Annotated in this window: 26 protein-coding genes and 1 tRNA gene; 17 read left to right on the top strand and 10 right to left on the bottom strand. The window is 63.7% G+C overall.

Annotation, left to right across the window (positions count from 1 at the left end):
* Nucleotides 1-10: 10 nt before the first annotated feature.
* Nucleotides 11-307 (bottom strand): polyhydroxyalkanoic acid system family protein, encoded by a 297-nt coding sequence (locus tag HZS63_RS06665; RefSeq protein ID WP_180683271.1) that lies wholly within the window; start codon nucleotides 305-307, stop codon nucleotides 11-13.
* A gap of 8 nt (nucleotides 308-315) precedes the next feature.
* Nucleotides 316-1,401 carry a ferrochelatase gene (gene hemH / locus HZS63_RS06660; RefSeq protein ID WP_180683270.1) on the bottom strand — a complete coding sequence of 362 codons (1,086 nt, stop codon included), beginning with the start codon at nucleotides 1,399-1,401 and terminating at the stop codon, nucleotides 316-318.
* Here hemH and HZS63_RS06655 point away from each other — a divergent pair.
* The 5 genes from HZS63_RS06655 (at nucleotide 1,400) to HZS63_RS06635 (ending at nucleotide 6,825) form a co-directional block, all read left to right on the top strand.
* Nucleotides 1,400-2,128: an HAD family hydrolase gene (locus HZS63_RS06655; protein WP_246316207.1), complete on the top strand. Its 729-nt coding sequence runs from the start codon at nucleotides 1,400-1,402 to the stop codon at nucleotides 2,126-2,128. The two genes, hemH and HZS63_RS06655, sit on opposite strands and share 2 nt — an antisense overlap.
* Before the next feature lie 172 nt (nucleotides 2,129-2,300).
* A complete protein-coding gene (locus tag HZS63_RS06650) occupies nucleotides 2,301-3,935 on the top strand; it encodes a BCCT family transporter (RefSeq protein WP_246316206.1) in 1,635 nt (544 codons plus the stop codon).
* Nucleotides 3,935-5,791: a DUF294 nucleotidyltransferase-like domain-containing protein gene (locus HZS63_RS06645; RefSeq protein WP_180683269.1), complete on the top strand. Its 1,857-nt coding sequence runs from the start codon at nucleotides 3,935-3,937 to the stop codon at nucleotides 5,789-5,791. The genes HZS63_RS06650 and HZS63_RS06645 overlap by 1 nt, the downstream gene beginning before the upstream one ends.
* A complete protein-coding gene (locus HZS63_RS06640; RefSeq protein WP_219339110.1) occupies nucleotides 5,792-6,553 on the top strand; it encodes a 3'-5' exonuclease in 762 nt (253 codons plus the stop codon).
* Nucleotides 6,554-6,597: 44 nt separating this feature from the next.
* Complete coding sequence (locus HZS63_RS06635) at nucleotides 6,598-6,825, top strand: LapA family protein (RefSeq protein WP_246316205.1); 228 nt, start codon at nucleotides 6,598-6,600, stop codon at nucleotides 6,823-6,825.
* Nucleotides 6,826-6,855: 30 nt separating this feature from the next.
* On the opposite strand, the gene HZS63_RS06630 is transcribed toward HZS63_RS06635, so the two are convergent.
* On the bottom strand, nucleotides 6,856-8,097 hold the full coding sequence (locus tag HZS63_RS06630) for an anion transporter (RefSeq protein WP_180683268.1): 1,242 nt from the start codon (nucleotides 8,095-8,097) through the stop codon (nucleotides 6,856-6,858).
* A gap of 150 nt (nucleotides 8,098-8,247) precedes the next feature.
* On the opposite strand from HZS63_RS06630, the gene uvrB reads away from it, so the two are divergent.
* The 12 genes from uvrB to HZS63_RS06570 all read left to right on the top strand — a co-directional run bounded on the left by uvrB (nucleotide 8,248) and on the right by HZS63_RS06570 (nucleotide 19,292).
* On the top strand, nucleotides 8,248-10,329 hold the full coding sequence (uvrB, locus tag HZS63_RS06625) for an excinuclease ABC subunit UvrB (protein WP_180683267.1): 2,082 nt from the start codon (nucleotides 8,248-8,250) through the stop codon (nucleotides 10,327-10,329).
* A gap of 58 nt (nucleotides 10,330-10,387) precedes the next feature.
* A complete protein-coding gene (locus tag HZS63_RS06620) occupies nucleotides 10,388-11,044 on the top strand; it encodes a LuxR C-terminal-related transcriptional regulator (protein WP_180683266.1) in 657 nt (218 codons plus the stop codon).
* Entirely contained in the window at nucleotides 11,044-12,984 is a 1,941-nt protein-coding gene (locus HZS63_RS06615) for a sensor histidine kinase (RefSeq protein ID WP_180683265.1), read from the top strand. Before HZS63_RS06620 ends, HZS63_RS06615 begins: the two co-directional genes overlap by 1 nt.
* Before the next feature lie 165 nt (nucleotides 12,985-13,149).
* Nucleotides 13,150-13,683, top strand: coding sequence for a Fe-S cluster assembly transcriptional regulator IscR (iscR, locus tag HZS63_RS06610; protein WP_180683264.1), 534 nt, complete (start codon nucleotides 13,150-13,152; stop codon nucleotides 13,681-13,683).
* A gap of 44 nt (nucleotides 13,684-13,727) precedes the next feature.
* Complete coding sequence (locus HZS63_RS06605; protein WP_180683263.1) at nucleotides 13,728-14,948, top strand: IscS subfamily cysteine desulfurase; 1,221 nt, start codon at nucleotides 13,728-13,730, stop codon at nucleotides 14,946-14,948.
* A gap of 12 nt (nucleotides 14,949-14,960) precedes the next feature.
* The gene (iscU, locus tag HZS63_RS06600; RefSeq protein WP_180683262.1) at nucleotides 14,961-15,347 is read left to right on the top strand and encodes a Fe-S cluster assembly scaffold IscU; all 387 of its coding nucleotides are present in this window, start codon (nucleotides 14,961-14,963) and stop codon (nucleotides 15,345-15,347) included.
* A 27-nt stretch (nucleotides 15,348-15,374) separates the two neighbouring features.
* Nucleotides 15,375-15,698 carry an iron-sulfur cluster assembly protein IscA gene (gene iscA / locus HZS63_RS06595; protein WP_180683261.1) on the top strand — a complete coding sequence of 108 codons (324 nt, stop codon included), beginning with the start codon at nucleotides 15,375-15,377 and terminating at the stop codon, nucleotides 15,696-15,698.
* Between the two features lie 4 nt (nucleotides 15,699-15,702).
* Complete coding sequence (gene hscB, locus HZS63_RS06590) at nucleotides 15,703-16,215, top strand: Fe-S protein assembly co-chaperone HscB (protein ID WP_180683353.1); 513 nt, start codon at nucleotides 15,703-15,705, stop codon at nucleotides 16,213-16,215.
* Nucleotides 16,216-16,222: 7 nt separating this feature from the next.
* The gene (gene hscA / locus HZS63_RS06585; protein ID WP_180683260.1) at nucleotides 16,223-18,121 is read left to right on the top strand and encodes a Fe-S protein assembly chaperone HscA; all 1,899 of its coding nucleotides are present in this window, start codon (nucleotides 16,223-16,225) and stop codon (nucleotides 18,119-18,121) included.
* A gap of 13 nt (nucleotides 18,122-18,134) precedes the next feature.
* Entirely contained in the window at nucleotides 18,135-18,473 is a 339-nt protein-coding gene (fdx, locus tag HZS63_RS06580; protein WP_180683259.1) for an ISC system 2Fe-2S type ferredoxin, read from the top strand.
* Nucleotides 18,474-18,483: 10 nt separating this feature from the next.
* Nucleotides 18,484-19,191: a DNA polymerase III subunit epsilon gene (gene dnaQ / locus HZS63_RS06575; RefSeq protein WP_180683258.1), complete on the top strand. Its 708-nt coding sequence runs from the start codon at nucleotides 18,484-18,486 to the stop codon at nucleotides 19,189-19,191.
* A gap of 26 nt (nucleotides 19,192-19,217) precedes the next feature.
* Nucleotides 19,218-19,292: transfer RNA gene (locus HZS63_RS06570), tRNA-Val, on the top strand.
* 73 nt (nucleotides 19,293-19,365) lie between these two features.
* On the opposite strand, the gene HZS63_RS06565 is transcribed toward HZS63_RS06570, so the two are convergent.
* The 7 genes from HZS63_RS06565 to HZS63_RS06535 all read right to left on the bottom strand — a co-directional run bounded on the left by HZS63_RS06565 (nucleotide 19,366) and on the right by HZS63_RS06535 (nucleotide 24,008).
* On the bottom strand, nucleotides 19,366-20,373 hold the full coding sequence (locus HZS63_RS06565) for a Bug family tripartite tricarboxylate transporter substrate binding protein (RefSeq protein ID WP_180683257.1): 1,008 nt from the start codon (nucleotides 20,371-20,373) through the stop codon (nucleotides 19,366-19,368).
* A gap of 68 nt (nucleotides 20,374-20,441) precedes the next feature.
* Nucleotides 20,442-21,173 carry an SDR family NAD(P)-dependent oxidoreductase gene (locus HZS63_RS06560; protein ID WP_180683256.1) on the bottom strand — a complete coding sequence of 244 codons (732 nt, stop codon included), beginning with the start codon at nucleotides 21,171-21,173 and terminating at the stop codon, nucleotides 20,442-20,444.
* Nucleotides 21,174-21,258: 85 nt separating this feature from the next.
* Nucleotides 21,259-22,032 carry a peptidylprolyl isomerase gene (locus tag HZS63_RS06555; RefSeq protein ID WP_180683255.1) on the bottom strand — a complete coding sequence of 258 codons (774 nt, stop codon included), beginning with the start codon at nucleotides 22,030-22,032 and terminating at the stop codon, nucleotides 21,259-21,261.
* A 25-nt stretch (nucleotides 22,033-22,057) separates the two neighbouring features.
* Nucleotides 22,058-22,333: a BolA family protein gene (locus HZS63_RS06550; protein ID WP_180683254.1), complete on the bottom strand. Its 276-nt coding sequence runs from the start codon at nucleotides 22,331-22,333 to the stop codon at nucleotides 22,058-22,060.
* The gene (locus tag HZS63_RS06545; RefSeq protein WP_180683253.1) at nucleotides 22,330-22,875 is read right to left on the bottom strand and encodes a septation protein A; all 546 of its coding nucleotides are present in this window, start codon (nucleotides 22,873-22,875) and stop codon (nucleotides 22,330-22,332) included. Before HZS63_RS06545 ends, HZS63_RS06550 begins: the two co-directional genes overlap by 4 nt.
* Before the next feature lie 7 nt (nucleotides 22,876-22,882).
* Nucleotides 22,883-23,290: a peptide-methionine (R)-S-oxide reductase MsrB gene (msrB, locus tag HZS63_RS06540; RefSeq protein ID WP_180683252.1), complete on the bottom strand. Its 408-nt coding sequence runs from the start codon at nucleotides 23,288-23,290 to the stop codon at nucleotides 22,883-22,885.
* Nucleotides 23,291-23,297: 7 nt separating this feature from the next.
* Nucleotides 23,298-24,008 (bottom strand): Crp/Fnr family transcriptional regulator, encoded by a 711-nt coding sequence (locus tag HZS63_RS06535; protein ID WP_180683251.1) that lies wholly within the window; start codon nucleotides 24,006-24,008, stop codon nucleotides 23,298-23,300.
* Between the last annotated feature and the right edge of the window lie 109 nt (nucleotides 24,009-24,117).

Raw genomic sequence — 24,117 nt, 5'->3', positions numbered from 1 at the left:
CTCCTCACGGTCAGGGGGCCGTGCCGATGCTCTGGTCCAGTTGCCGCTGGATCTCCGCGGCGATGCGTTGGGCGTAGGGGCGCAGCAGAAAGCCCAGACGGGCCGACAGCTCCAACTCGCAAGCACTGGCCCTGAGGGTGCCGCTCACCCCCGTGCGGCTGAACGTCACCACATCACCTTCGGGCGTTCGCGTGAGTGCGCATTGCAGGCCGAAGCGGCTTTCGCCGTCGGCGATCCAGGCGTCGATCAACCGGCGCGCGCCCTCCAGGCCCAACGGGTGGTTACGGTGCACATGCAGATCGGCCATGGTGCCAGTCAGACCGTGGCCCCCATCGCCGTGGCTCGGGTGCGCTGCTGTTCATCGGCCGCCGGGGCCTGCTGGGTAGGCCAACCAGCCAGGTGTCTTTCGCAGATCGCCGTCAGGGCCCGCATGCCTTCTGCGCTGTCGTTCAGGCAGGGGATGTAGTGGAACTCCTTGCCGCCTGCGTGCAGAAAGGCTTCGCGCGCTTCCTGGTTGATTTCCTCCAGCGTCTCGATGCAGTCGCTGCTGAAACCGGGGCAGATCACATCCACGCGGCCCACGCCCTGCCCGGCGAGAGCCACCAGGCTCGGCTCGGTATAGGGCTCCAGCCATTTGGCTCGCCCGAAACGCGATTGGAACGTGACGAGGTATTCGTCTCTCTGCAGGCCCAGGGCTTCGGCCAGCAGGCGGCCCGTCTTGTGGCACTCGCAGTGGTAGGGATCGCCCAGGTGCAGGGTGCGTTCGGGCATGCCATGAAAACTCATCACCAGCTTGTCGGGTCGGCCATGGGCCATCCAGTGTTTCTGTACCGAAGCCTTCAGGGCGTCGATGTAACCGGCATCGTCGTGGTAGTGGTTGACGAAACGGAATTCCGGCAACGTGCGGGTGTTCAGGCCCCATCGAAACACCATGTCGTACACGCTGGCCGTGGTGGCCGCGCAGTATTGCGGGTAGGCCGGCAGCACCAGAATGCGCGTGCAGCCGTCGGCCTTCATGGCGTCGAGTTGGCTCGGCACCGATGGCTGGCCGTAGCGCATGGCGTAGCGCACGTCCACGTGGTGTCCACGCTCGCCCAGGTAGCCGCGCAGCAGCTTGGTCTGTTTTTCGGTCCACGCCTTGAGGGGAGAGCCTTCGGGCGTCCAGATGCTGGCGTACTTGGCGGCCGATTCCTTGGGGCGCTTGCGCAGGATGACGCCGTGCAGGATAGGCCACCAGATGGCCTTGGGGATTTCCACCACCCGATGGTCTGACAGAAACTGGCCCAGATAGCGCCGCAGGGCGGACGGTGTGGGCGCCTCGGGAGTGCCGAGGTTGCACAGGAGGACGCCGATTCTGGCGGGCTGGCCGTGGGTGTAGGGAGGTTCTTTTGCAAAAGCCATGCGCTATTCTTACCGACCTATGCTGAACCTGTCGCGCATCCGAGCGATCACCCTCGACCTGGACGACACCCTGTGGCCCGTGTGGCCCACCATCGAGCGCGCGGAGCAGGCGTTGCAAGCCTGGCTTTGCCTGCACGCGCCGGCCACCGCCGCGTGGCTGAGTGACCCGCAGCGCCGCCGGGCGATCCGTGAGCGCGTCAACGCCGATTGGGCAGATCACGTCCACGACCTGACGCGGCTGCGCCGCGAGGCCATTCGCAGGGCCCTGCTCGAAGCCGGGGAGGCACCTGAGCTGGCCGAGCCCGCTTTCGAGGTGTTTTTCGCCGAGCGGCAAAAGGTGAGTCTCTACCCCGATGCCTTGCCCGCCCTGCACCGGCTCAGCCGCCGCTTTCCGGTGGTGTCGGTGTCCAACGGCAATGCCGATCTGGAACGGATTGGGCTGCGCGCGCATTTCGTGGGCGCCGTGAGTGCGCGCGAGGTCGGTTGCAAGAAGCCCGATCCACGCATCTTTCACCATGCCGCTGGGTTGGCCGGCGTCCCGGCCGAAGCGGTGCTGCATGTCGGGGACGATTTTGCGCTCGATGTCGTGGGCGCGATCGGGGCTGGCATGCAGGCGGTCTGGGTGAATCGGGAGGGACACCCCTGGCCGGCCGGGGAGGAGGTGCGTGTGCTGGCCTGCCCGAACTTGAACATGCTGTGTGACTTGCTGCACATCGAACCCGACTGACCCTGGGAGTTTGCCAGTGACGTTGCCCCGAAACCCGGCGTAACCTTTACACTTGAGGCATGCCCAGCGCGGCATTCGCGCGCTGCTCTGCCGGGCTGCTCTTGCAAAACCACGGGCCGACCGGAGGCGTTGACCGGCTCCGACCAACGGCCCTCACATGAGGAGGCTCATCATGTCCACTCCCCCGCACGACCCCATGCGACCCGACGGTGAGGTCAATCCCATTCACACCGATTACAAGATCGGCCAAGACAACATCGTCGTCAAGGTCGGGCCATTCGGGCTCGACATCCACAACCGGGTATTCGCCGTCTCGGGCTTGTCGGTGGTGGCGTTCGTGCTGCTCACCCTGATGTTCCAGGCGTCTGCCGAGCCGATGTTCGCCAGCCTGCGCGGATGGCTGACCTCCCGCTTGGACTGGTTCTTCATCATCGCCGGCAACGTATTCGTGCTGGTGTGCCTGGGGGTGGCGCTCTCGCCGCTGGGCAAGGTGCGCCTGGGCGGTACGCAAGCCACGCCGGATTACAGCTACCTCGGCTGGTTTTCGATGCTGTTTGCCGCGGGCATGGGGATCGGGCTGATGTTCTATGGGGTTTCCGAGCCCTTGGCACATTTCGGCAGCGCCATCGGGGGCATCACGTCAGAGGGTGGTGTGCGGACCGATTGGGCACCGCTCGGCGCCGCTGCCGACGATGCCGCCGCCGCGCAGCGTCTGGCCATGGCCGCCACCATCTATCACTGGGGCCTGCATCCATGGGCCATCTACGCCATCCTGGCTCTGGGTCTGGCGCTGTTCTCGTTCAACAAAGGCTTGCCACTGACCATCCGTTCCGTGTTTTATCCCCTGCTGGGCGAGCGGGTGTGGGGTTGGCCGGGCCATGTGATCGACATTTTGGCCGTGCTCGCGACCATGTTCGGCTTGGCCACATCGCTCGGGTTGGGTGCGGCGCAAGCGTCTGCCGGGCTGAACCATCTGTTCGGGGTACCGTTGGGCAACACCACCCAGGTGCTGTTGGTGATCGGCATCACGGCCGTCGCACTGGTCTCGGTGCTCGCCGGGCTGGACGCCGGAATCAAGCGCCTGTCCGAAATCAACATGGTGCTGGCCCTGCTGCTGGTGCTGTTCGTCATGGCGGTCGGGCCCACGCTGGCCATCCTCACGGGGGTATTCAGCAATTTGGTGTCCTATCTGGCCTATCTGCCGGCGCTGGCCAATCCCTTTGGGCGCGATGACGCCAACTTCGCGCAGGGCTGGACCGCCTTCTACTGGGCCTGGTGGATCTCCTGGTCGCCGTTCGTGGGGATGTTCATCGCTCGGGTGTCTCGCGGTCGTACGGTGCGGGAATTCATTTTTTCGGTGCTGATCGTGCCTTCGCTGGCCTGTGTGCTGTGGATGACGGTGTTTGGCGGTACCGCCATCCATCAACTGGTACAGCTTGGCTACCAAGCCGCCGCGGGGGCGGACCTGCCGCTGCAGCTGTTCCTGATGCTCGAAGCCTTGCCTCTGGCGCAGATCACATCGTTCATCGCGATCGTGCTGGTCGTGGTGTTCTTCGTGACCTCATCCGATTCGGGCTCCCTGGTGATCGATGTGATCTCTGCCGGCGGCAAGATCGACGCGCCCACCCCTCAGCGCGTATTTTGGTGCACGTTTGAGGGGTTGGTGGCGATCGCGCTCATCCTGGGCGGTGGTCTCGTCGCCCTGCAAGCCATGGCAGTATCCACCGGCTTTCCATTCGCGATCGTGCTGCTGGTTGCAACGGTGGCCGTGGTCAAAGGGCTGGCGTCCGAGCCCCGACCCAGCTGATGGAAGACGAGCGCCACGAGATCGTTGGCTTTCTGCGGCAGCATGCGCCGTTCCGGGAGCTGGACGAGGCGACGCTGGAGCGCATCGCCAGCGCCATCGATGTGCGCTACTGCAAAGCCGGCACCCAGATCGTGGCGTTCGGCCAAGACGCCTTGTTCTGGCACATCGTGCGCAGCGGGGTGGTGGAGGTGTTCCGGCGCGACGGCACCCTCTACAACCGGCTCACCGAAGGGGGCTACTTCGGCGAATTTGGGTTGTTGCATCGCAAGAAAGTGCGCTTTCCCGCCCGAGCGAAGGAAGACACGCTGCTTTATCTGTTGCCTGAGCCGGTGTTCACGGAACTCTTCGAGCACCATGAGGTGTTTGCCGATCACGTCGAGATCGAGGACCGGACCCGCCTGCACAAGGTGGTGTCGCGTCAAGAAGCAGACAACCCCTGGCTGTCGGCCCAGGTGGAGAGCCTGCTACAGCGCGAGCCGGTGCTGTTGGCCGATACGGTCACCGCTCAAGCCGCAGCGCACCGGATGACGGAGGCGGGTGTGTCTTCGCTCTTGCTGGTGGCCGATGGCAGCGAGGCCGCCCACCTCACCGGGATCATGACCGACCGTGACCTGCGCACCCGGCTGGTGGCGCAAGGGCTGCCGTTGGATACCCCCGTCGCCCAGATCGCCACCCGTGAGGTGGTGACCATCGAAGCCGCCCGTCCCGTGTTCGAGGCCATGACGCTGATGCTGCGCCACAACGTGCACCACCTTCCGGTGTTGCGCCAGGGGCGGCCGGTCGGCGTGCTGGCCTTGTCGGACATCATTCGCCACGAATCCCACCACAGCTTGTTCGTGGTCAGCCGAATCGGTCGCGCGCAGGATGTCGAGGAGCTGGCGGCCCTGGAACCGGAAGTGCGCGCCAGTTTCGTGCGTATGGTGGGGGAGGGGGCGGGTTCGCGCATCGTGGCCGGGGCCATGTCTGCGATCGGTCGGGCGTTCAAGCAGCGTCTGCTCGATCTGGCCGAACAGCGGCTGGGGCCGCCTCCGGTGCCATATGCCTTTCTGGCGCTGGGCTCGATGGCACGGCAGGAGCAGGGGCTGTTGACCGATCAGGACAACGCCATGATCCTGGACGATGCCTTCGACCCCGACCGTCACGGGGCTTACTTCGAACAACTGGCGCGAGACGTCTCCGACGGGCTGGCACGCTGCGGCTACCCTTACTGCAGCGGCGGCATCATGGCCACGACGCCAAAGTGGCGGCAGCCTTTGCGGGTGTGGCGGCAATACTTTCAGCAATGGATCGAGCAGCCTTCGCCGGAGGGGTTGTTGCATGGCAGCATCTTCTTCGACCTCGATGCCGTGCATGGCCGCACCGCCTGGGCCGAGAGCATACGCCAGTACGTGGCACGCACGGCCCGGCAGCATCCGCGTTTCCTCGCCAGCATGGCCCGCAACGCGGTGCAGCGTACCCCCCCGCTGGGCTTCTTCAAAGAATTCGTGCTCGAGCCGGACGGCCGGCACACCGCCGCCGTCAACCTCAAACGGCGCGGAACCGCCCCCCTGACCGATCTGATCCGGGTGCATGCCCTTGCCGCCGGCTCGCAGGCCATCAACTCCCATGAGCGGCTCGATGACGTGATCCGCGCCGGCATCCTGCCCCCCGGACGGGGCGAAGATCTGCGCAATGCACTCGCGTTCTTGTCGGATGTCCGGCTGCGCAACCAGGCCGAGGACGTGCGGGCGGGGCGCGAGCCAGGCAACAGCATCGAGCCGGAGCGGCTCTCCGAATTCGAACGCAAAAGCCTGCGCGATGCCTTCACCGTGCTCAGCCACGCCCAGGACTACCTCAAGTACCGTTACGGCGCTTGAATGGCCATGTTTCACGCGGGCCTGCTCAAAAACCATGGCACCGGAGGCGATGCCACTGTCATGGACCGTGCCGACTGGGCCGAGCGGTTCCGTACGCTGGCGCATACCACCCGCGACCCTAGGCTGAAAGCCTACTACTTGGCGGGCGCTCCTGCGGGTCGGACGCCCTTGAAGGAGGCACCGTTGCTCGCGCTCGACGTCGAGACCACCGGTCTCGACCTGGCAAGGGACGAGGTGGTGAGCATCGGGGTGGTGCCGCTCTCGCTTGACCGCATCCGTGCCAGTCAGGCGCGACATTGGCTGCTCAGGCCCCGAGCGCCGCTGGGGCACGAAGCCGTGACCTTGCACGGCATCACCGAGCAGCGGGTGCGCCGCGCCCCGGACCTGGACCAGGTGCTGGCCGACGTGCTGGCGCAGATGGCAGGCCGGGTGCTGGTGGTCCACTGCCGCGAGATCGAGCGGCGGTTCCTGGACAAGGCGATCCGGGAACGAACCGGCGAAGGCATCGAGTTTCCGACCATTGACACCATGGAGCTCGAAGCCCGGCTGTACCGGCGTCCGCTGCCCTGGTGGAAGCGATGGTTCGCAGCGCCTGCCACACCCGTGTCGATCCGCCTGTCACCGAGCCGGATGCGCTATGGCTTGCCTCGCTACCGCATGCACCATGCCCTCACCGATGCTTTGGCCACTGCCGAGTTGTTCCAGGCGCAGGTGGCCCACCGCTTTGGGCCCGAGACGCCGCTGTCGGCCTTGTGGCATTGACGTTGCTGCACAATGTCGGCGATGCTTTCACCAGGAGTACGCACATGATGAAATGGCTCAAGACGGCCGTGATCGTGGTGTTCACGGCTGCGGTGGTGGTGTTCACCTTGCAGAATATCCAGTCGGTCACGGTGGCGTTTCTCACCGCGTCGCTCACGTTGCCGCTGTCCCTGTTGGTGATTGGCGTCTATGTGCTCGGGATGTTCACGGGCGGCTCGCTCCTGTCGCTGATCCGCCATGTCATGGCCGACCGCCAGAAGACCCCAGACTGACGCCGTGCCGGCACAGGCCGGCCGTGTCGATCAGCCCATGAAGGCCCACACCACGGCCAGGGTGAGCAGCGTCACGGGCAGGCCCACGGCGGCATGCTGGCGCCAGTCGATCCGCACGCCCTGGCGAGCGGCAAGATCGGCGACGATGAGGTTCGCGATCGAGCCCACCAGCAGCAGGTTGCCGGCAAAGGTGCTGACCAGCGCCAGCATCACCCCGGCCTGGCCGGGCTCGGTGCCGAGGTGGGGCAACAGCAGCATGACCGCCGGTACGTTCGACACCAGGTTGGACAGCGCCGTGCCCAGCACGAGAAGCACGCCGGGGTCGGTCAGGACGATGCCATGCTCTCCCAGCCAGCGCACGGCCTCACCCGCCATGCCGGTCTGTTGCATGGCCGCATTGACCACGAACAGGCCGATGAACAGCAGCAGCAGCGACCAGTCCACCAGGCCGATCACATGCGCCGAATGCAGTCTGCGGCTCAGCAGCAGCACACCCGCGCCAACGAGCGCCGCCACCTCGTGTGGCCAGTCGGTGAACAGAAAAATCGCCATCAGCGAGCCAGCCACGACCAACCCCTTGGTGGTTTGCCAGGGGTTGTAGGGCGGGGCGTCCTGGGGCACCAGAGGCGCATCCCCCGCAGGCATGGATGGCGCCTTCCAGCCGTCCCGCCGAAGGTGGAACACGAACAGCCACAACCACAGGATGATCAGGCTCAACAGCACCGGCGGCAGCGCCTGCCACAGGTAGGCACCAAAAGGAATGGACAGCACCGATCCGATGAGCATGTTCTGTGGGTTGCCGATCAGTGTGGCGGCGGAGCCGATGTTGGAAGCGCAGGCCAGCCCGATGAGAAAGGGCAGCGGGTTGCGGCCACGCTGCAGGCACAGCTGGACCACCACGGGCGTCATGGCCAGGCACACCACATCGTTCGAGAACACCGCCGACAGTGCGCCCGCCACGGCGATCAGCGCCGCCAGCAGTGCCGGCGCAGACAATGGGCGCGCTGCCACGCGCCGGGTCACCTCGGTGTAGAAGCCGCCCAGCCGCATCTGGGCCGAGATGAGCATGAACGCAAACAACAGCACGAGGGTGGGCAGGTCCACGGCCTGGGCAGCGGTTTCGATGGGCATGCCCGTGAGCGCAATCACCGCGATGGCGCCCAACAAGGCCACCCCGGAGCGGTCGAGCTTGAGGCGAGGCAGGCCACCCAGGAACATGCCCAGGTACACCAGCAAGAACACCAGCAGCACGCCCCATTCCACGTGTGACATGTCGGCTCCAGCAGGGGCTCAGGGCATTGTTGCGCACGAAACCCCCATCGATTTTGACGAAATCGAAGGATAGCTCATGCAAACAGCGTCAGAAGAGGTTGCCGCTGCCGAAGTCGTCTCTGGTTCGCGCCGAATGGCACAATGCCTGCCATGTCCGAAACGCCAGGTTCGTTTGTCACTTTTCCCGGTTCGCCATTCGAGCTGTACCAGCCGTTCCCGTCTGCCGGCGACCAGCCCGCTGCCATTGCCCAACTGGTGGAGGGCGTGCAAGCTGGCGAGGTGTTTCAGACCCTGCTGGGCGTGACCGGCTCGGGCAAGACCTTCACCATGGCCAACGTCATCGCCCGGCTGGGGCGGCCGGCCATCGTGTTCGCACCCAACAAGACGCTGGCCGCTCAGCTCTACAGCGAATTCCGCGAGTTCTTCCCCAGGAACGCGGTGGAATACTTCGTCAGCTACTACGACTACTACCAGCCTGAAGCCTATGTGCCGCAGCGCGACCTGTTCATCGAAAAGGACAGCGCCATCAACGAGCATATCGAACAGATGCGCCTGAGCTGCACCAAGAGCCTGCTGGAGCGGCGCGACGTGGTGATCGTGGCCACGGTCTCGGCCATCTATGGCATCGGCAAGCCCGAGAGCTACCACCAAATGATCATGACCCTGCGCGTGGGCGACAAGCTGGGCCAGCGCGACATCATCGCCCAACTGGTGCGCATGCAGTACCAGCGCAACGAGCAGGACTTTTCGCGTGGCAAGTTCCGCGTGCGCGGCGACACCATCGACGTGTTCCCCGCCGAGCATTCCGAACTGGCCATCCGCATCGAACTTTTCGACGACGAAGTGGAAACCCTGCAGTTGTTCGACCCGCTCACCGGGCGCATCCGGCAGAAGATTCCGCGCTTCACCGTGTACCCCAGCAGCCATTACGTCACCCCTCGGGAGCAGGTATTGAACGCGGTCGAAAGCATCAAGATCGAGCTGGAGCAGCGCTTGAAGGAGCTGGTGGGTATGGGCAAGCTGGTGGAAGCGCAGCGGCTGGAGCAGCGCACCCGCTTCGACATCGAAATGCTCAGCGAGGTGGGCCACTGCAAGGGCATCGAAAACTATAGCCGCCACCTCAGCGGTGCCGCCCCCGGTGAGCCGCCGAGCACGCTGACAGATTATTTGCCCAAGGACGCCCTCATGTTTCTGGACGAAAGCCATGTGATGATCGGCCAGTTGGGCGGCATGTACAACGGCGACCGCGCCCGCAAGACCACGCTGGTGGAATACGGCTTCCGCCTGCCCAGCGCGCTGGACAACCGACCGCTCAAGTTCGAGGAGTTCGAGCAGCGCATGCGCCAGTGCATCTTCGTCTCCGCCACCCCGGCGGAGTACGAAAAACAGCATTCGGGGCAGATCGTGGAACAGGTGGTGCGTCCCACCGGCCTGGTCGATCCGGAGGTGGAGGTGCGTCCTGCCACCCATCAGGTGGACGACGTGCTCCAGGAAATCCGTCTGCGGGTCGAGCGGCAGGAGCGGGTGCTCATCACCGTGCTGACCAAGCGCATGGCCGAGCAGTTGACCGACTACCTCACCGAAAACGGTGTGAAGGTGCGCTACCTGCATTCCGACGTGGACACCGTGGAGCGGGTGGAGATCATCCGCGATCTGCGCCTGGGCACCTTCGACGTGCTGGTCGGCATCAACCTGCTGCGCGAGGGGCTTGACATACCCGAGGTGTCCTTGGTGGCCATTCTGGACGCCGACAAGGAAGGCTTCCTGCGCTCCGAGCGCAGCCTGATCCAGACCATCGGCCGTGCGGCGCGCAACCTCAACGGCAAAGCCATCCTCTACGCCGACCGCATCACCGACTCGATGAAGCAAGCCATCGGCGAAACCGAACGTCGCCGCGCCAAGCAGATCGCTTTCAACGAAGCGCACGGCATCACGCCCAGAGGCGTGGTCAAACGCATCAAAGACCTGATCGATGGTGTGTACAGCGAGAAGGCGGGTGAGGAAGCGCGCCAGCTCGAACTCGCCCGCCAGCATCTGGCAGAGGTGGAGGAGATGAGCGAAAAAGACCTGGCCAAGGAAATCAAGCGGCTGGAAAAGCAGATGCTCGAGCACGCCCGCCATCTGGAGTTCGAGCAGGCGGCGCGCGTGCGCGACCAACTGGCCCGTTTGAAAGACCGGGTGCTGGGCGCGCATGGCAGCGACCCCGTCGTGCCTTTGCGGCCGGCGGCGTGAGCATGCCTCCCTCATTCAGGTGAGGCGCTGCCTGCCCAGCTTGACGGAAAATTCCACGATGGCCGGTATCACGCGCATTTATCTGATCGAGGACGATCGCAGCATTCTCCAGTTCGTGGAGAAGGCGCTGGAACTGCGCCCGGACTGGCGCCTCGTGGGCCATTCGGATACCTTTGCACACGCCCGGCTCATGGCGCCCATCAGCATGGCCGACGTGTTTCTGGTGGACCTCGGGTTGCCCGATGGTCGCGGAGAGGACATGCTGCGCCAGCTGGCCGTGGCCAAGCCAGAGGCCGAGTTGCTCGTTTTCACCGTGTTCGGTGACGAATCCCGCCTCATCACCGCTTTACAGATGGGCGCCACCGGCTATGTGCTCAAGGGTTGCAGCCCCAGCGAACTGATCGAGGCCATCGAACAAATCCAGGAAGGCGGAGCCCCGATCTCACCGTTGTTGGCCCGCATGCTGCTCAAGCAATTCCGTTCGGGAGGCGGTGCGTCCGCAGACCTGGCAAGCACCGACATGCCCGCCCTCTCGGACCGCGAAACCGACGTGCTCAAGCTGGTCGCGCAAGGGTATGTGAACAAGGAAATCGCCAACCGCCTGGGCATTGGCACGGCCACTGTCAGCACCCACATCAAAAACCTGTATCGCAAGCTCGCCGTACATACCCGGGTCCAGGTGGTTCGGGTGGCCCAGGAGCGGGGCCTGATCTGATGCCATACCAGCCCTTGCGCTTGCCGGCTGGTTGGCGCCAACTCCCCCATTATGTGTGGGTGGGACTGATACTGCTGGGGTTGCTGGCGGCGTTGTACTGGGTGTCCCGGCCCGGGATGATTGCCGGTGCTGTGCACGTGGACCGGATTGAGGTTTCGGTGATCGGTCGTGACGACATTCCACCCAAAATGGTCGAATTGCCGCATGTGCTGGACGACGAATCCCCGCCCTGGCACCAAAGGGTGGCCTATCGGCTGAACTGGCCGGCTGAACTGGATTACGACAGCCGGGAAGGTCAGCGTCTGGCCCTGCTCCTGCCCCGGGTCGATGCGAGATTCCGGGTGCTGCTCAACGACCATGAGATTTTCAGCATCGGTTGGTACGCCGCTGCCGATCGCACCATTCTGTCTGGCCTGTTTCCCTACCACATCCCCTTGCCAGCGGGCCTGCTGGCCGAGCGGCCGCAAGACAATGTGCTGGTCATCGAGGTGCAGGGCGTGCCGCTCGAACGCAGTGGTCTGTCGCCATTTCAGATCGGTGAGCACGACCCGTTGTTCGACCGCTATCGGGTGCTGGAAATCTGGCAGGTCATGGGCGGCTGGATGATGGCCATCGCCTCGGTGTTCATGGGGCTGATCTCGATCTTTCTTTGGTATTCCCTCAAAGAGCGTTTGTTTTTGTTGATGGCCGCCGCCTCGCTGGCGCATGTGGTGCGTCTGTTGTTGTTGCTCATGCTGGAATCGCCACTGTCGCCGGAGTGGCATTTTTTCGTGTACCGCCTGGCCTTCAACCTCTATGTGGCCTTCTTTTGTCTGTTCATCGAGGAACTGTTTGGGCTGCAGATGCGCGTCGTGCGCTGGCTGGCGTACTTTTTGTTGGTTTCCGGCCCCCTCTGGCTTCTGGCGGCGCTCTGGACGGAAAGCTACACCTATGCCCGCATCTGGGCGGGTGGGCTGGCGCTGCTCGCCGGGGTGAGTTTGTTCATGTTGTTCGTGCGCGTGGAGTGGGGGCGGCGCATCAATCAGGACCAGGCACTGGTGATGGTGGTGGCGCTGTTCACCCTCATCACCGGTGTGCGGGATTTTCTGGTTCTACAACTACACTTCCCGGGGGATGCCGACATCCGCTGGATGTCCATCGGCAGCCTTGCCTTGATGTTCACCCTGGGCTGGGTGCTGGTCCAGCGGGCCACGGCCTCCACCCGGGAGGTTCACCGCCTCAACCAGTCGCTGGCCGAAATCGTGGCCCGTCGGGAGGCCGAGCTCAGGCAAGCGTTCGAACAACTCAGGGTGTCTGAACAACAGCGTGCGGTGGAAGGCGAGCGGCGGCGCCTCATGCGGGACATGCACGACGGGCTCGGCAGCCAGCTCGTGCAGACGCTCAACATGGTGCGCAGCCAGCGCGGCGCTCTGGACCCCCGCTCGGTGGAAGCCATGATTCACCACGCGCTCGAAGAATTGCGCATGACACTCGATTCGCTGGAGCCGATGGAGGGCGATCTGCCCACCATCCTGGGCACATTCCGGCAGCGGATTGCCCCGGCGCTGGACTCGGCCGGCATTGCCCTGGTGTGGGACGTGCAGGAGGTGCCTGCGCTGAGTGCCCTGGACTCCCGGGGCATCATGCATTTGTTCCGTTGCATGCAGGAGATCTTTGCCAACGTGGTGAAGCACTCGCGGGCCACGGCGGTGACGGTGCGAACCTTCAGCGATGCCGAGGCGGTGTATCTTTGTGTCGAAGACAATGGCATTGGCCTCTCCGTCGATCCGTCTGCTTCAGGCAACGGTCGGGGTCTTGGCAATCTCCGGGTCCGAGCGGCCAAACTCGGTGCACATATTCGTTTTTACAGCGTAAACCCAGGAACTGGCGTAGAGTTCAGGTTTCCAATGCAACATCCCGTCCGCACAGAGTGGGCCCACACCGGATCCGGCGAAGCCTAGATGTTTGTCGATGACAAAACATCTTTCCCTTGAAGGTTGATTGAAAAACTCGGATTTTTTGATATACTCGACGAAAACAGTCGGTTATTGACTGGGTTGGCGAGTGATCCGAGGCAGCCGCTGCGTGCGACGGTCGTTGTTGGTCATTCTTCCAAGGAGCTTGAGATGCGCCTCACCACCAAAGGACGGTTTGCCGTCACCGCGATGATCGATCTGGCCCTGCGCCAGTCTGGCGGGCCTGTGACCCTGGCGGCCATCAGCCAGCGGCAACACATATCCCTGTCGTACCTGGAGCAGTTGTTTGGCAAATTGCGCCGCCACGACCTGGTGGAATCCACCCGGGGGCCGGGGGGAGGCTACACCCTCAGCCGCAAGGCGTCGGAAATCACCGTGGCCGACATCATCGTGTCGGTGGATGAACCCATCGACGCCACTCAGTGTGGCGGCAAGGAGAATTGCCACGGCGACGGGGCCCGGTGCATGACGCATGAGCTGTGGGCGGCCCTCAACGCCAAAATGGTCGATTTCCTGGATTCCATCACCCTGCAAAAATTGGTGGACGAGCAGTTGGCCAAGGGCGTGGTGGTGGAAAACGCGCCCACCATCAAGCGGGCGATCTCCTCAACCCCAGTGGTCAAGCCCATTCGGGTGAACGCACCCAATTCGGTGTTCGCGCTCGGGGCTGCGGCTTCCAAGTGAATCCCATCCCATCCGACCTTGGTTCCACACCAGACGAGACTTCCATGACCATGACCCCTCATTTGCCCATCTACATGGACTACAGCGCCACCAACCCGTGCGACCCGCGCGTGGTGGAGAAGATGGTGCCGTGGCTCTATGAACACTTCGGCAACCCCGCCTCACGCAGCCATGCCTGGGGCTGGGAGGCCGAAAAGGCCGTGGAGCATGCCCGCGAGCAGGTGGCCGATCTCATCGGCGCCGATCCGCGTGAAATCGTCTGGACCAGCGGCGCCACCGAGTCCGACAATCTCGCCCTCAAAGGGGCGGCTCACTTCTACCAGGGCAAAGGCAAGCACATCATCACCGTCAAGACCGAGCACAAAGCCGTGCTCGATACCTGCCGGCATCTGGAGCGCGAAGGCTTCGAGGTCACCTATCTGGATGTCCAGCCCGACGGCTTGGTGAACCTGGATGCTTTCCGGGACGCCATTCGCCCCGATACCATCCTGGCCAGTGTGATGTTCGTGAACAACGAGATCGGCGTCATTCAAGACATCGCCGCGCTGGGTGCCATCTGCCGGGAAAAGGGCGTGATTTTCCATGTGGACGCTGCGCAGGCCACCGGCCGTGTGGACATCGATCTGGCCACGCTGCCCGTGGACCTGATGAGCCTGACCAGCCACAAGACCTATGGCCCTAAGGGCATTGGTGCCCTGTATGTGCGGCGCAAGCCGCGTGTGCGCATCGAAGCGCAGATGCACGGTGGGGGTCACGAGCGTGGCATGCGCTCCGGTACGCTGCCCACGCACCAGATCGTGGGCATGGGCGAAGCCTACGCCATCGCCAAGGCCGAGATGCACACCGAGCTGCCGCGCATCCGGGCGCTGCACGACCGTCTGCTGGCCGGCCTGTCTACCATCGAGCAGGCGTTCGTCAACGGTCACCTCACGCAGCGCGTGCCCCACAACCTGAACATGAGCTTCAACTACGTCGAAGGCGAGTCGCTCATCATGGGTATCAAGGGCGTGGCGGTGTCCAGTGGCTCGGCCTGCACCTCGGCCAGCCTGGAGCCCAGCTACGTGCTGCGCGCCCTCGGCCGCAGCGACGAACTCGCTCACAGCAGTCTGCGCATAACCATCGGCCGCTGGACGACGGAACAGGAGATCGATTACGCGGTCCAATCCATCAAGGACAATGTCGCCAAATTGCGCGAACTGTCGCCCTTGTGGGAGATGTACAAGGAAGGCATCGACCTGTCCACCATCCAGTGGGCAGCGCATTGAAGGAGCAATACCATGGCATACAGTCAAAAAGTCATCGACCACTACGAAAACCCCCGCAACGTCGGCAGCTTCGACAAAGGTGACGACACCGTCGGCACCGGCATGGTCGGTGCCCCGGCCTGTGGCGACGTGATGAAGTTGCAGATCAAGGTCAACCCCGCCACCGGGCTGATCGAGGATGCCCGCTTCAAAACCTACGGCTGTGGCTCGGCCATCGCCTCCAGCTCCCTGGTGACTGAATGGGTCAAGGGCAAGACGCTGGACGAAGCTGCCCAGATCAAGAACAGCCAGATCGCCGAGGAGCTGGCCCTGCCGCCGGTCAAGATCCACTGCTCCATCCTGGCGGAAGACGCCATCAAGGCCGCGGTGGACGACTACAAGAAGAAGCACGCTCATTGAGCGCCCAAGGGATCGAAGGTGAGTGGAATGCCCGTGACCGTGACCGAAGCCGCAGCCAAACACGTCAACAAATACCTGGCCCGCCGGGGCAAAGGGGTGGGTGTGCGCTTGGGCGTCAAAACCACTGGCTGCTCCGGCTTGGCTTACAAGCTGGAGTATGCCGACGAGGTGGCGCCCGAAGATGTGGTGTTCGAAGACCGCGGCATCAAGATCCTCGTCGATCCCAAGAGCATGCCGTACATCGACGGCACACAGCTCGATTTCGTCCGCGAGGGGCTCAACGAGGGCTTCAAGTTCAACAACCCGAACGAGCGGGATCGTTGCGGCTGTGGCGAGTCCTTCCGTGTCTGAGGGGTTGAACCTTCAGGCTGACGATTTCACCCTGTTCGGCCTCCCGCCCCGGTTTCGGCTCGACCGCGCCGTGCTCGACGAACGCTGGAAACAACTCCAGCGTCGGGTGCATCCCGATCGCTTTGCCCACCAGGGCGCGGCGGCACAGCGGGTGGCCATGCAGTGGTCGGTGCGGATCAATGAAGCCTACGCCCGTCTGAAAGACCCGCTCAAACGGGCGGCCTACTGGTGCGAACTGCAAGGGGTGCCGGTCAACGCCGAAGACAACACCGCCATGCCCGCCGCCTTTCTGATGCAGCAAATGGAATGGCGCGAGGCGCTGGACGAGGCGAACGACGAAGCCACGCTGGAGCGGCTGCTGGCCGAAACCCGTCAGGCGCGGGACGCCTGTCTGAGTGAACTCGCCAAAGCCATCGACGAACGGGGCGATGCCCAGGCCGCCGTCGGTCAGGTCCGTGCCCTGATGTTCATCGAGCGCTTTGCCGAGGAAGTCCACAATCGCCTGGAACGGCTTTGAATCCAAAATGGCCCTGTTACAGATATCCGAACCCGGGCAGACCCCGGACCCGCACCAGCGCCGCGTGGCGGTGGGCATAGACCTGGGCACCACCCACTCGCTCGTGGCGGCGGTACGTCATGGGGTGGCCGAATGCTTGCCCGATGAGCAGGGGCGCGTCATCCTGCCCAGCGTGGTGCGTTACTTGCCGCCAGGAAGCAGCCCGGGCCGCCAGATCGGGTTTGATGCGCTGGCCGCCCAGGTGAACGACCCGCTCAACACCATCAGTTCCGTCAAGCGCCTCATGGGCCGCAAGCGGGAGGACTTGGTCGCTCAGGGTGTGGTGGACAAGCTCCCTTACACCGTGGTGGATGGGCCTGGCATGGCAGCGGTTCGCACCGTGGCGGGTGACAAGACGCCCGTGGAAGTGAGTGCCGAAATCCTTGCGACGCTGCGCCACCGGGCCGAAGATACCTTCGACACCGATCTCTACGGCGCGGTCATCACCGTGCCTGCCTATTTCGACGACGCTCAGCGCCAAGCCACCAAAGACGCCGCCCAGATGGCTGGCCTGACGGTGCTGCGCCTGATCAACGAACCCACGGCGGCCGCCATCGCCTATGGGCTGGACCAAGCCGCCGAAGGCATCTACGCCGTCTATGACCTGGGCGGTGGAACTTTCGATGTGTCCATCCTGCGGCTGACGCGCGGGGTGTTCGAGGTGCTGGCCACCGGCGGTGATTCCGCCCTGGGGGGCGACGATTACGACCGCGCCTTGGCCGACGCCGTGTTGGCCGGTGCCGGATGGCCGGTCCATGCCGTTGAATTGCCGGCGGGCGAGCGCGCAGCCGTGCTGGCCGAAGCGCGCCGTGTGAAGGAAGCCTTGTCGGCGTTGGCCGACTCCAACGAACGGGTGTTGTTCTCCGCATCGGTGCAGGGGCGCCGGTTGGAGCGTGCGCTCAGCCATGCCGATTTCGCCGCGGCCACCGAAGCGCTCACGCAGCGTACCCTGGCGGCGGTCCGGCGCGTCATGCGCGACGCCAAGTTGGACCGCAGCGAGGTCAAAGGCGTGGTCATGGTGGGGGGCTCCACCCGCATGCCTGTCGTGCGCCAAGCGGTGGCCGCCTATTTTGAGCAGGAGCCGCTGGTCAACCTCAATCCGGATGAGGTGGTGGCCCTGGGGGCCGCCATCCAGGCCAACCAGCTGGCGGGCAACCGCCCAGACGGCGAACTCCTGCTGCTCGACGTCATCCCCTTGTCCCTGGGTATCGAAACCATGGGCGGGTTGGTCGAGCGCATCGTGCCGCGCAACACCACCATCCCCACGGCCATGGCCCAGGACTTCACCACCTTCAAAGACGGGCAGACCGCGCTCGCGCTGCATGTGGTGCAAGGCGAGCGCGACCTGGTGGCCGATTGCCGCAGTTTGGCCCGCTTCGAGTTGCGGGGTATCCCGCCCATGGCGGCCGGCGCGGCCCGCATCCGCGTCACCTTCACGGTTGATGCCGACGGGCTGCTCACCGTCAGCGCCCGGGAGCAAACGACGGGGGTGGAGGCGCGCATCGATGTCAAGCCCTCCTACGGGCTCAGCGATGAACAAATCGCCGCCATGCTGCAAGACAGCTTCGCCACCGCCGAGCAAGACATGCAGGCCCGGGCCGTGGTCGAAGCCCGGGTCGAGGCCGAGCGCATGGTGGACGCCACCCGTTCAGCCCTCGCCGCCGATGGTGATTTGCTCACTGCCAGTGAACGCGCCGAGATCGAACGGCTCATGCAGGCCGCAGAAGCCGCCCGTGCACTCAACGACGCCGCCGCCATCGAAGCGGCCACCCAGGCCCTGGCCAAAGGTTCGGAAGCGTTTGCCGCCCGGCGCATGAACCGCAGTATTGCCCAAGCCCTGGCCGGCCACAACATCGACGAGCTCTGAACCTTTTGCCGCCATGCCCACCATCACCATCCTGCCGCACCCCGAATACTGCCCACAGGGCGCCCAGATCAAAGCCCTCAGCGGTACCACGCTGTGCGAAGCGCTGCTCGACAACGACATCGAAATCGAGCACGCCTGTGACATGAGCTGCGCCTGTACCACCTGCCACGTGATCGTGCGCCAGGGTTTCGAGACGCTCAACGAAGCCAGCGAAGAAGAGGAGGATCTGCTGGACAAGGCCTGGGGTCTGGAGCCGCAATCCCGCCTGAGCTGTCAGGTCCAATTGGGCAGCAACGACCTCACCATCGAAATCCCGCGCTACACCATCAACCACGCCCGCGAGCACCACTGAACAGTCACCCATGCGCCAGATCGTCCTGGATACCGAAACCACTGGCCTGTCCGCACAGGACGGTGACCGCATCATCGAAATCGGGTGCGTCGAATTGCTCAACCGCAAGCTCACCGGTAACAACAGGCACTATTACCTCAACCCCGAGCGCGACATCCATGAAGACGCACTGCGGGTGCATGGCATCTCGCTCGAATTCCTGGCAGACAAACCCAAGTTCGCCGAGGTGGCCAACGACCTGCTCGATTACCTGGCCGGTGCCGAACTGATCATCCACAACGCGCCGTTTGACCTGGGCTTCCTCGATGAGGAATTCCGCCGCCTGGGGCACGGGCCTACGCGCCGGATCGTCAGCGGCGTGATCGACACCCTGGTCATGGCCAAGGAAATGTTCCCTGGCAAACGCAACGGTCTCGACGCTCTGTGCGACCGGCTGGGCGTGGACAACTCCGGGCGTACCCTGCACGGTGCCTTGCTGGATGCCGAATTGCTGGCCGACGTGTACATCAACCTGACCCGGGGCCAAGACGCCCTGGTCATGGAGATCGATGCGCCGGGCAGCATCCAAGCCGAGGTTCGCTCCCTCGACCTTTCCCAGTTCGAGTTGCCGGTGCTCAGGCCCAGCGAACAGGAGGCACAGGCGCACGAAGCCTTGCTCGCCGACCTCGACAAAGCCAGTCAAGGAAAAACCGTGTGGCGTGCCCTGGAAGGGGCCTGATTTCGGTATATAATCTATGGATTGACGGGTGATTAGCTCAGCGGTAGAGCACTGCCTTCACACGGCAGGGGTCACATGTTCGATCCATGTATCACCCACCAAACCCTAAAGCCCGTGACGGCTGTCACGGGCTTTTTCTTTACGCTGCTTCAATGGCAACAGCAGCCCATGGCCTCAGTCAATGCTGGCGCCCGAGGCTTTCACCACTTCCGCCCATTTGGTGGTTTCCTGCTGGATGAAGCTGGCGAAAGATTCTGGGGTCTCGGGGGTAGGCGTCGCGCCCAGTTCTGCAATGCGCTGGCGCACTTCCGGATCATTCAGTGCCTTCACAATACTGGCATTGAGCCGACGGATCACCGCATCGGGTGTGCCGGAGGGGGCCAGTAGCCCAAACCATGAAGTGGCTTCATAGCCCGGTACGCCGGCCTCGGCAATGGTGGGCAGGTCGGGCATTTCCGGGGAGCGTTGGGCCGTGGTAACGGCCAGCGCTTTGAGGGTGCCGGCACGCACATGCTGAATGGCCGATGGCATGTTGTCAAACATGATCGCGGTCTGGCCACCCAGCAGGTCGGCAATGGCGGGGGCGCTGCCGCGGTAAGGTACATGTTGCATGTCCACCTTGGCCATGATCTTGAACAACTCACCCGAGAGGTGGATGGACGTGCCGTTCCCCGAGGACGCGTAGCGGATCTGCCCAGGATTGGCCTTGGCGTAGGCGATCATTTCTGCGACGGTATTGAACGGCTGGGAGGGGTGCGCCACCAGCATGTTGGGCACCATGGCCACCCTGCTGAGCGGTGCGAAGTCTTTGATATGGTCAAAGGGCATGCGCTTGTAAAGCGATGCGTTGATGGCATGGGTGCCTACCGTGCCCATCAGCAGAGTGTAGCCATCGGCAGGTGCGCGGGCTACGGCCTGGGCTCCTAGATTGCCACCTGCACCTCCCCGGTTGTCAATCACGACCGCTTGGTTGAGGTCGCGTGACATGTACTGCCCAACGATGCGGGCCAGGATGTCGGTGGTGCCACCCGCAGGGAACGGCACCACGATGGTGATCGGTTTGGTGGGGTAGTTCTGCGCGATGGCTGCGCCAGGTAACCAGCTGGTGGCAGCAAAAGCAGCCATGACCACAAGGGCTTGGCGGCGTTGCTTGACAGCGGGTCTGTCGGGGGTGTTGTGCATGTTGCAGTCTCCTGTTGGATGGTCTTGATGCCGCGGTTTTTTGCCGTGCGCGGCCTCACGGCGCAAAGTCAGCCCGGTGCCACGCCGAGTGTGGTTCCACCGCAGACGTACAGGACCTGCCCGGTGACGAACCCGTTGTCGGGCGACAGAAAAAACAGCACCGCCCTGGATACGTCTTCCGGGGTACCCATACGCCCCACGAGGATGCTGTTGAGAATCCTTTGGGTTTGGGGTGCTTCTGGCGGGTTGCTCTGCCGGAACAGTTTGGTGGCAATGGGGCCGGGGGCGACGGCATTGACGGTAATGCCATCACGCCCCAGTTCCATGGCCAGTGTTCGTGTCAGGCCAATGAGCCCGGCCTTGGTGGCCGCGTAGGCTATCCGCTCCGGCTTGCCCAGTGCAGCTCTTGAGGCCACATTCACAATACGCCCTTGTTTGCAGGAGCGAAGGCTGGGCAGCAGGGCTTGTGTCAGCAGCGTAGGAGCCAGCAGATGTAGGTGTGCAAGGTCGAGCAGGTCTGAGGTCTGTAGGCTGTCGATGGTGCCTGGGCGGGTGGCTCCGGCATTGTTGACCAAAGCGCTGATGGGGTGGCTGCTGGCAAGCTCTGTGGCAACGCGGCGTATGTCTGCTGCATCGGTCAGGTTGGCGACCATGGTGCTCAGCCCGGGGTGTGTCCATTCAGGGTGCCGGGCGTCCACATTGATGACCCGACGGCCCTGGGCTAGGAGGGCTTCGGCGACCGACCGTCCAATACCACTGCTGGCGCCAGTGACCACGATGACATGCTCAGGAGTACCCATTCAGAAACTGTATTGAGTTTCTGGGGTTGCCGCAAACGCGGCAAGTCGCCCGGGTGTCACCAGCGCCCGAGCGTGGCTGATGCCCTCACTGGATCTTGGCCTTGGCCCGCAGGTTTTCCTGGAAGTCCAGCAGCTTTTGCTGCTGGAGCGACTGTTCGATCTGCGGGCGCAGTTCGTCCACGCTGGGGAGTTCGGCCTGACGGATGTCGTCCACGCGGATGATGTGCCAGCCGAACTGGCTGCGCACGGGGGTGTCGGTCATCTGGCCCTTGGACAGCTTGATCATGGCTTCGGAGAATTCGGGCACAAACACATTGGCGCCGGCCCAGTCCAGGTCGCCGCCGGCCTGGCCGGAGCCCGTATCCAGCGAGCGGGTGCGGGCCAGTTCCTCGAAGCGGGCACCCCCTTTGATCTGGGTGATGAGGGCCTTGGCCTCGTCCTCGGTTTCGACCAGGATGTGGCGCGAGCGGTATTCCTGTCCGCCATTGGCGGCCAGGAACTTGTCGTATTCGGCTTGGATTTCGGCGTCGGTGACGGGGTTCTTGCGCTGGTAATCGTTGAACAGTTCGCGGATCAGGATGGTCTGCGTAGCGAGTTCGACTTGGGCGCGGTACTCGGGTTGGGCCTTGATGCCACGCTTTTCCGCCTCCTGTGCGAAGATTTCACGCAGGATGACCTCTTCCTTGAGCTGTTCGCGCATGGCGGCATCGACCGGGCGGCCGGAGCGCTCGATCTGGTGGACCAGGGCGTCCAGCCGGGAGGAGGGAACGGGCTTGCCGTTGATGACTGCGATGTTTTGGGCGTGAGCAGGCAGGGTCAGGGTGGTGGCCAAGGCCACGGCGGTGAGCAGACGTTTCATGAGGGGTGTGGTCGTTGAAGGAAAGCTAGCGTTGAATCTCAATGGCCAGGGCGTGGAGCCCGGCGTCGATATAAGGTTGCAGTGCATCATACACAAGCCGGTGGGCGGCCACGCGGCTGAGGCCAGCGAACAGCGGCGAGGCGATGCGAACCCGAAAGTGCGTACCGTAGCCCAGCCCGTTGGCGCCGGCGTGGCCGGCGTGGGCGGCGCTTTCGTCCAGCACCTCCAGCACCGTGGGGGCCAGGCGCTCGCGCAGGGTGGCTTCGAGTGCGGCGGCGGTGGCAACGATGGTGCCGTTCATGGCTTTTCGGTGCTGGGTTCTTCTTTGAGGTGGCGGGCCACATAGAGCCCTTGGCCGACCAGGAAGAGCACCGGGAAGATGTAGCCCCACAGCTTGAAGTTGACCCAAGCCTCGGTGGAGAAGTAGGCTGCCACATAGGCGTTGAGGCCGGCCATGAACAGGAAGTAGAGTACCCAGGCGACGGTGAGACGCGCCCAGACACCATCAGGCAGCTTGAGCTGGCTGCTCAGGAGCATCTGCAGGAAGTTCTTTTTCCAGACCCACAGCGCTGCCCCGAGCACGATGGCCATGCTGGCGTACATGACGGTGGGTTTCCATTTGATGAAGCGCTCGTCTTGCAACAGCAGGGTGAGGGTGCCGAATACCAGTACCAGCAGCAGGGTGACCTTCTGCAGAGTCTGCAGGCGGCGGTCGATGCCGTAGATGAGCGCAGTTTGGACCACGGTGGCACCCATCAGCACGGCGGTGGCAACGTAGATGTCGTGCATCTTGTACGCCACCACGAACAGGGCGATGGGAAAAAAGTCGATGAGCAGACGCATGACCCGATTATCGCGGCTTCAGCTCCAGGGCGGCGGAGTTCATGCAATAGCGCAGGCCGGTGGGGTGGGGGCCGTCATTGAACACGTGGCCGAGATGGGCGCCGCACTGGCTGCACACGGTTTCGGTGCGGACCATGCCGTGGCTGGTGTCGGTGATTTCGGTGATGGTGCCGGGGATGGCCTCGTAAAAGCTGGGCCAACCGCAGCCAGCGTCGAATTTGGTGCTGCTCTGAAACAGGAGGTTGCCGCAGCAGATGCAGTGGTAGCTGCCATCGGCCCAGACCTGTTCGTATTTGCCGCTGTAGGGGGGTTCGGTGTGGGCCAGGCGCGTCACGTGATAGGCCAGGGGTTCGGCTCCCTTGGCTGCCAGCAGCTCGCGCCAGGCTTCGTCGGATTTCTGGATTGGAAAGGTCATGTCGAGGTCATTGTGCATCGGCCGAGGAAGCCTTGATGCGGGCAGGGTTGGCGAGTTGTTCGAGTGCCGCTTGGTTGAGGATGTCCACCCGACCGAATTCCAGAGACACCCAGCCCTGGGCTTCGAATTGCTTGAGCACGCGGTTGATGGTCTGACGCGACAGACCGGCCAGGTGGCCCAGGTCTTCTTGGGACAGGGTGATCTTGCGCAGACCCGACCAGAAGAAATGACTCAGGTATTGGGCCACGCGCTCGTCGGGGCTGCGCAGCCGACCGGACTCGATCGCCGACATGGCCTGTCCCAGCCGCATGTTGAGGTGTTCGATCAGAAAGTGGGCGAACGGCAGGCTGTGGCGGTACAGGTGTTGGAAATGCGCCAGAGGCATGCCGATGAGGGTGGTGTCACGCAGGGCGATCACGTCGTAGCGCCAGAACCCGCCCTTGAGCACCGAGCCTTCACCGAACCATTCGCCGGCGGGCACTCCCAGAAACGCCGACAGCCGCCCGTCGGAGGACTTGGTCTGCAGCTTCGCCATGCCCGACAACACGCCGTACCAGCCATCGATCGGGTCGCCTTCGGCCAGCAGGACTTCGCCCTTGGCGGCCTTGCGCAGCACCATGGCGTCCAGCAGCTCGTTTTTTTCCTGGGCCGACAGGGTGGCGAACCAGGGCTGGGCGTGCAGGAAAACGCTGGCGGGTGAACGAGGTTCAAGCAGCATGGGGCAGTCTGTGGCTAGGTGTCGGCTCTGCGACAGATTGTGCCTGTCTTTAGGGTTTTTCGTGTTGCCAGATGAGCCGGAACGCTAGATAGTTTGACTGGTTTTATGT

It is taken from the genome of Tepidicella baoligensis (assembly GCF_013432195.1).
Lineage (GTDB): Bacteria > Pseudomonadota > Gammaproteobacteria > Burkholderiales > Burkholderiaceae_C > Tepidicella > Tepidicella baoligensis.
The sequence above is the reverse complement of the archived record's forward strand: the minus strand, read 5'-3'. Positions and strand labels throughout refer to the sequence as shown.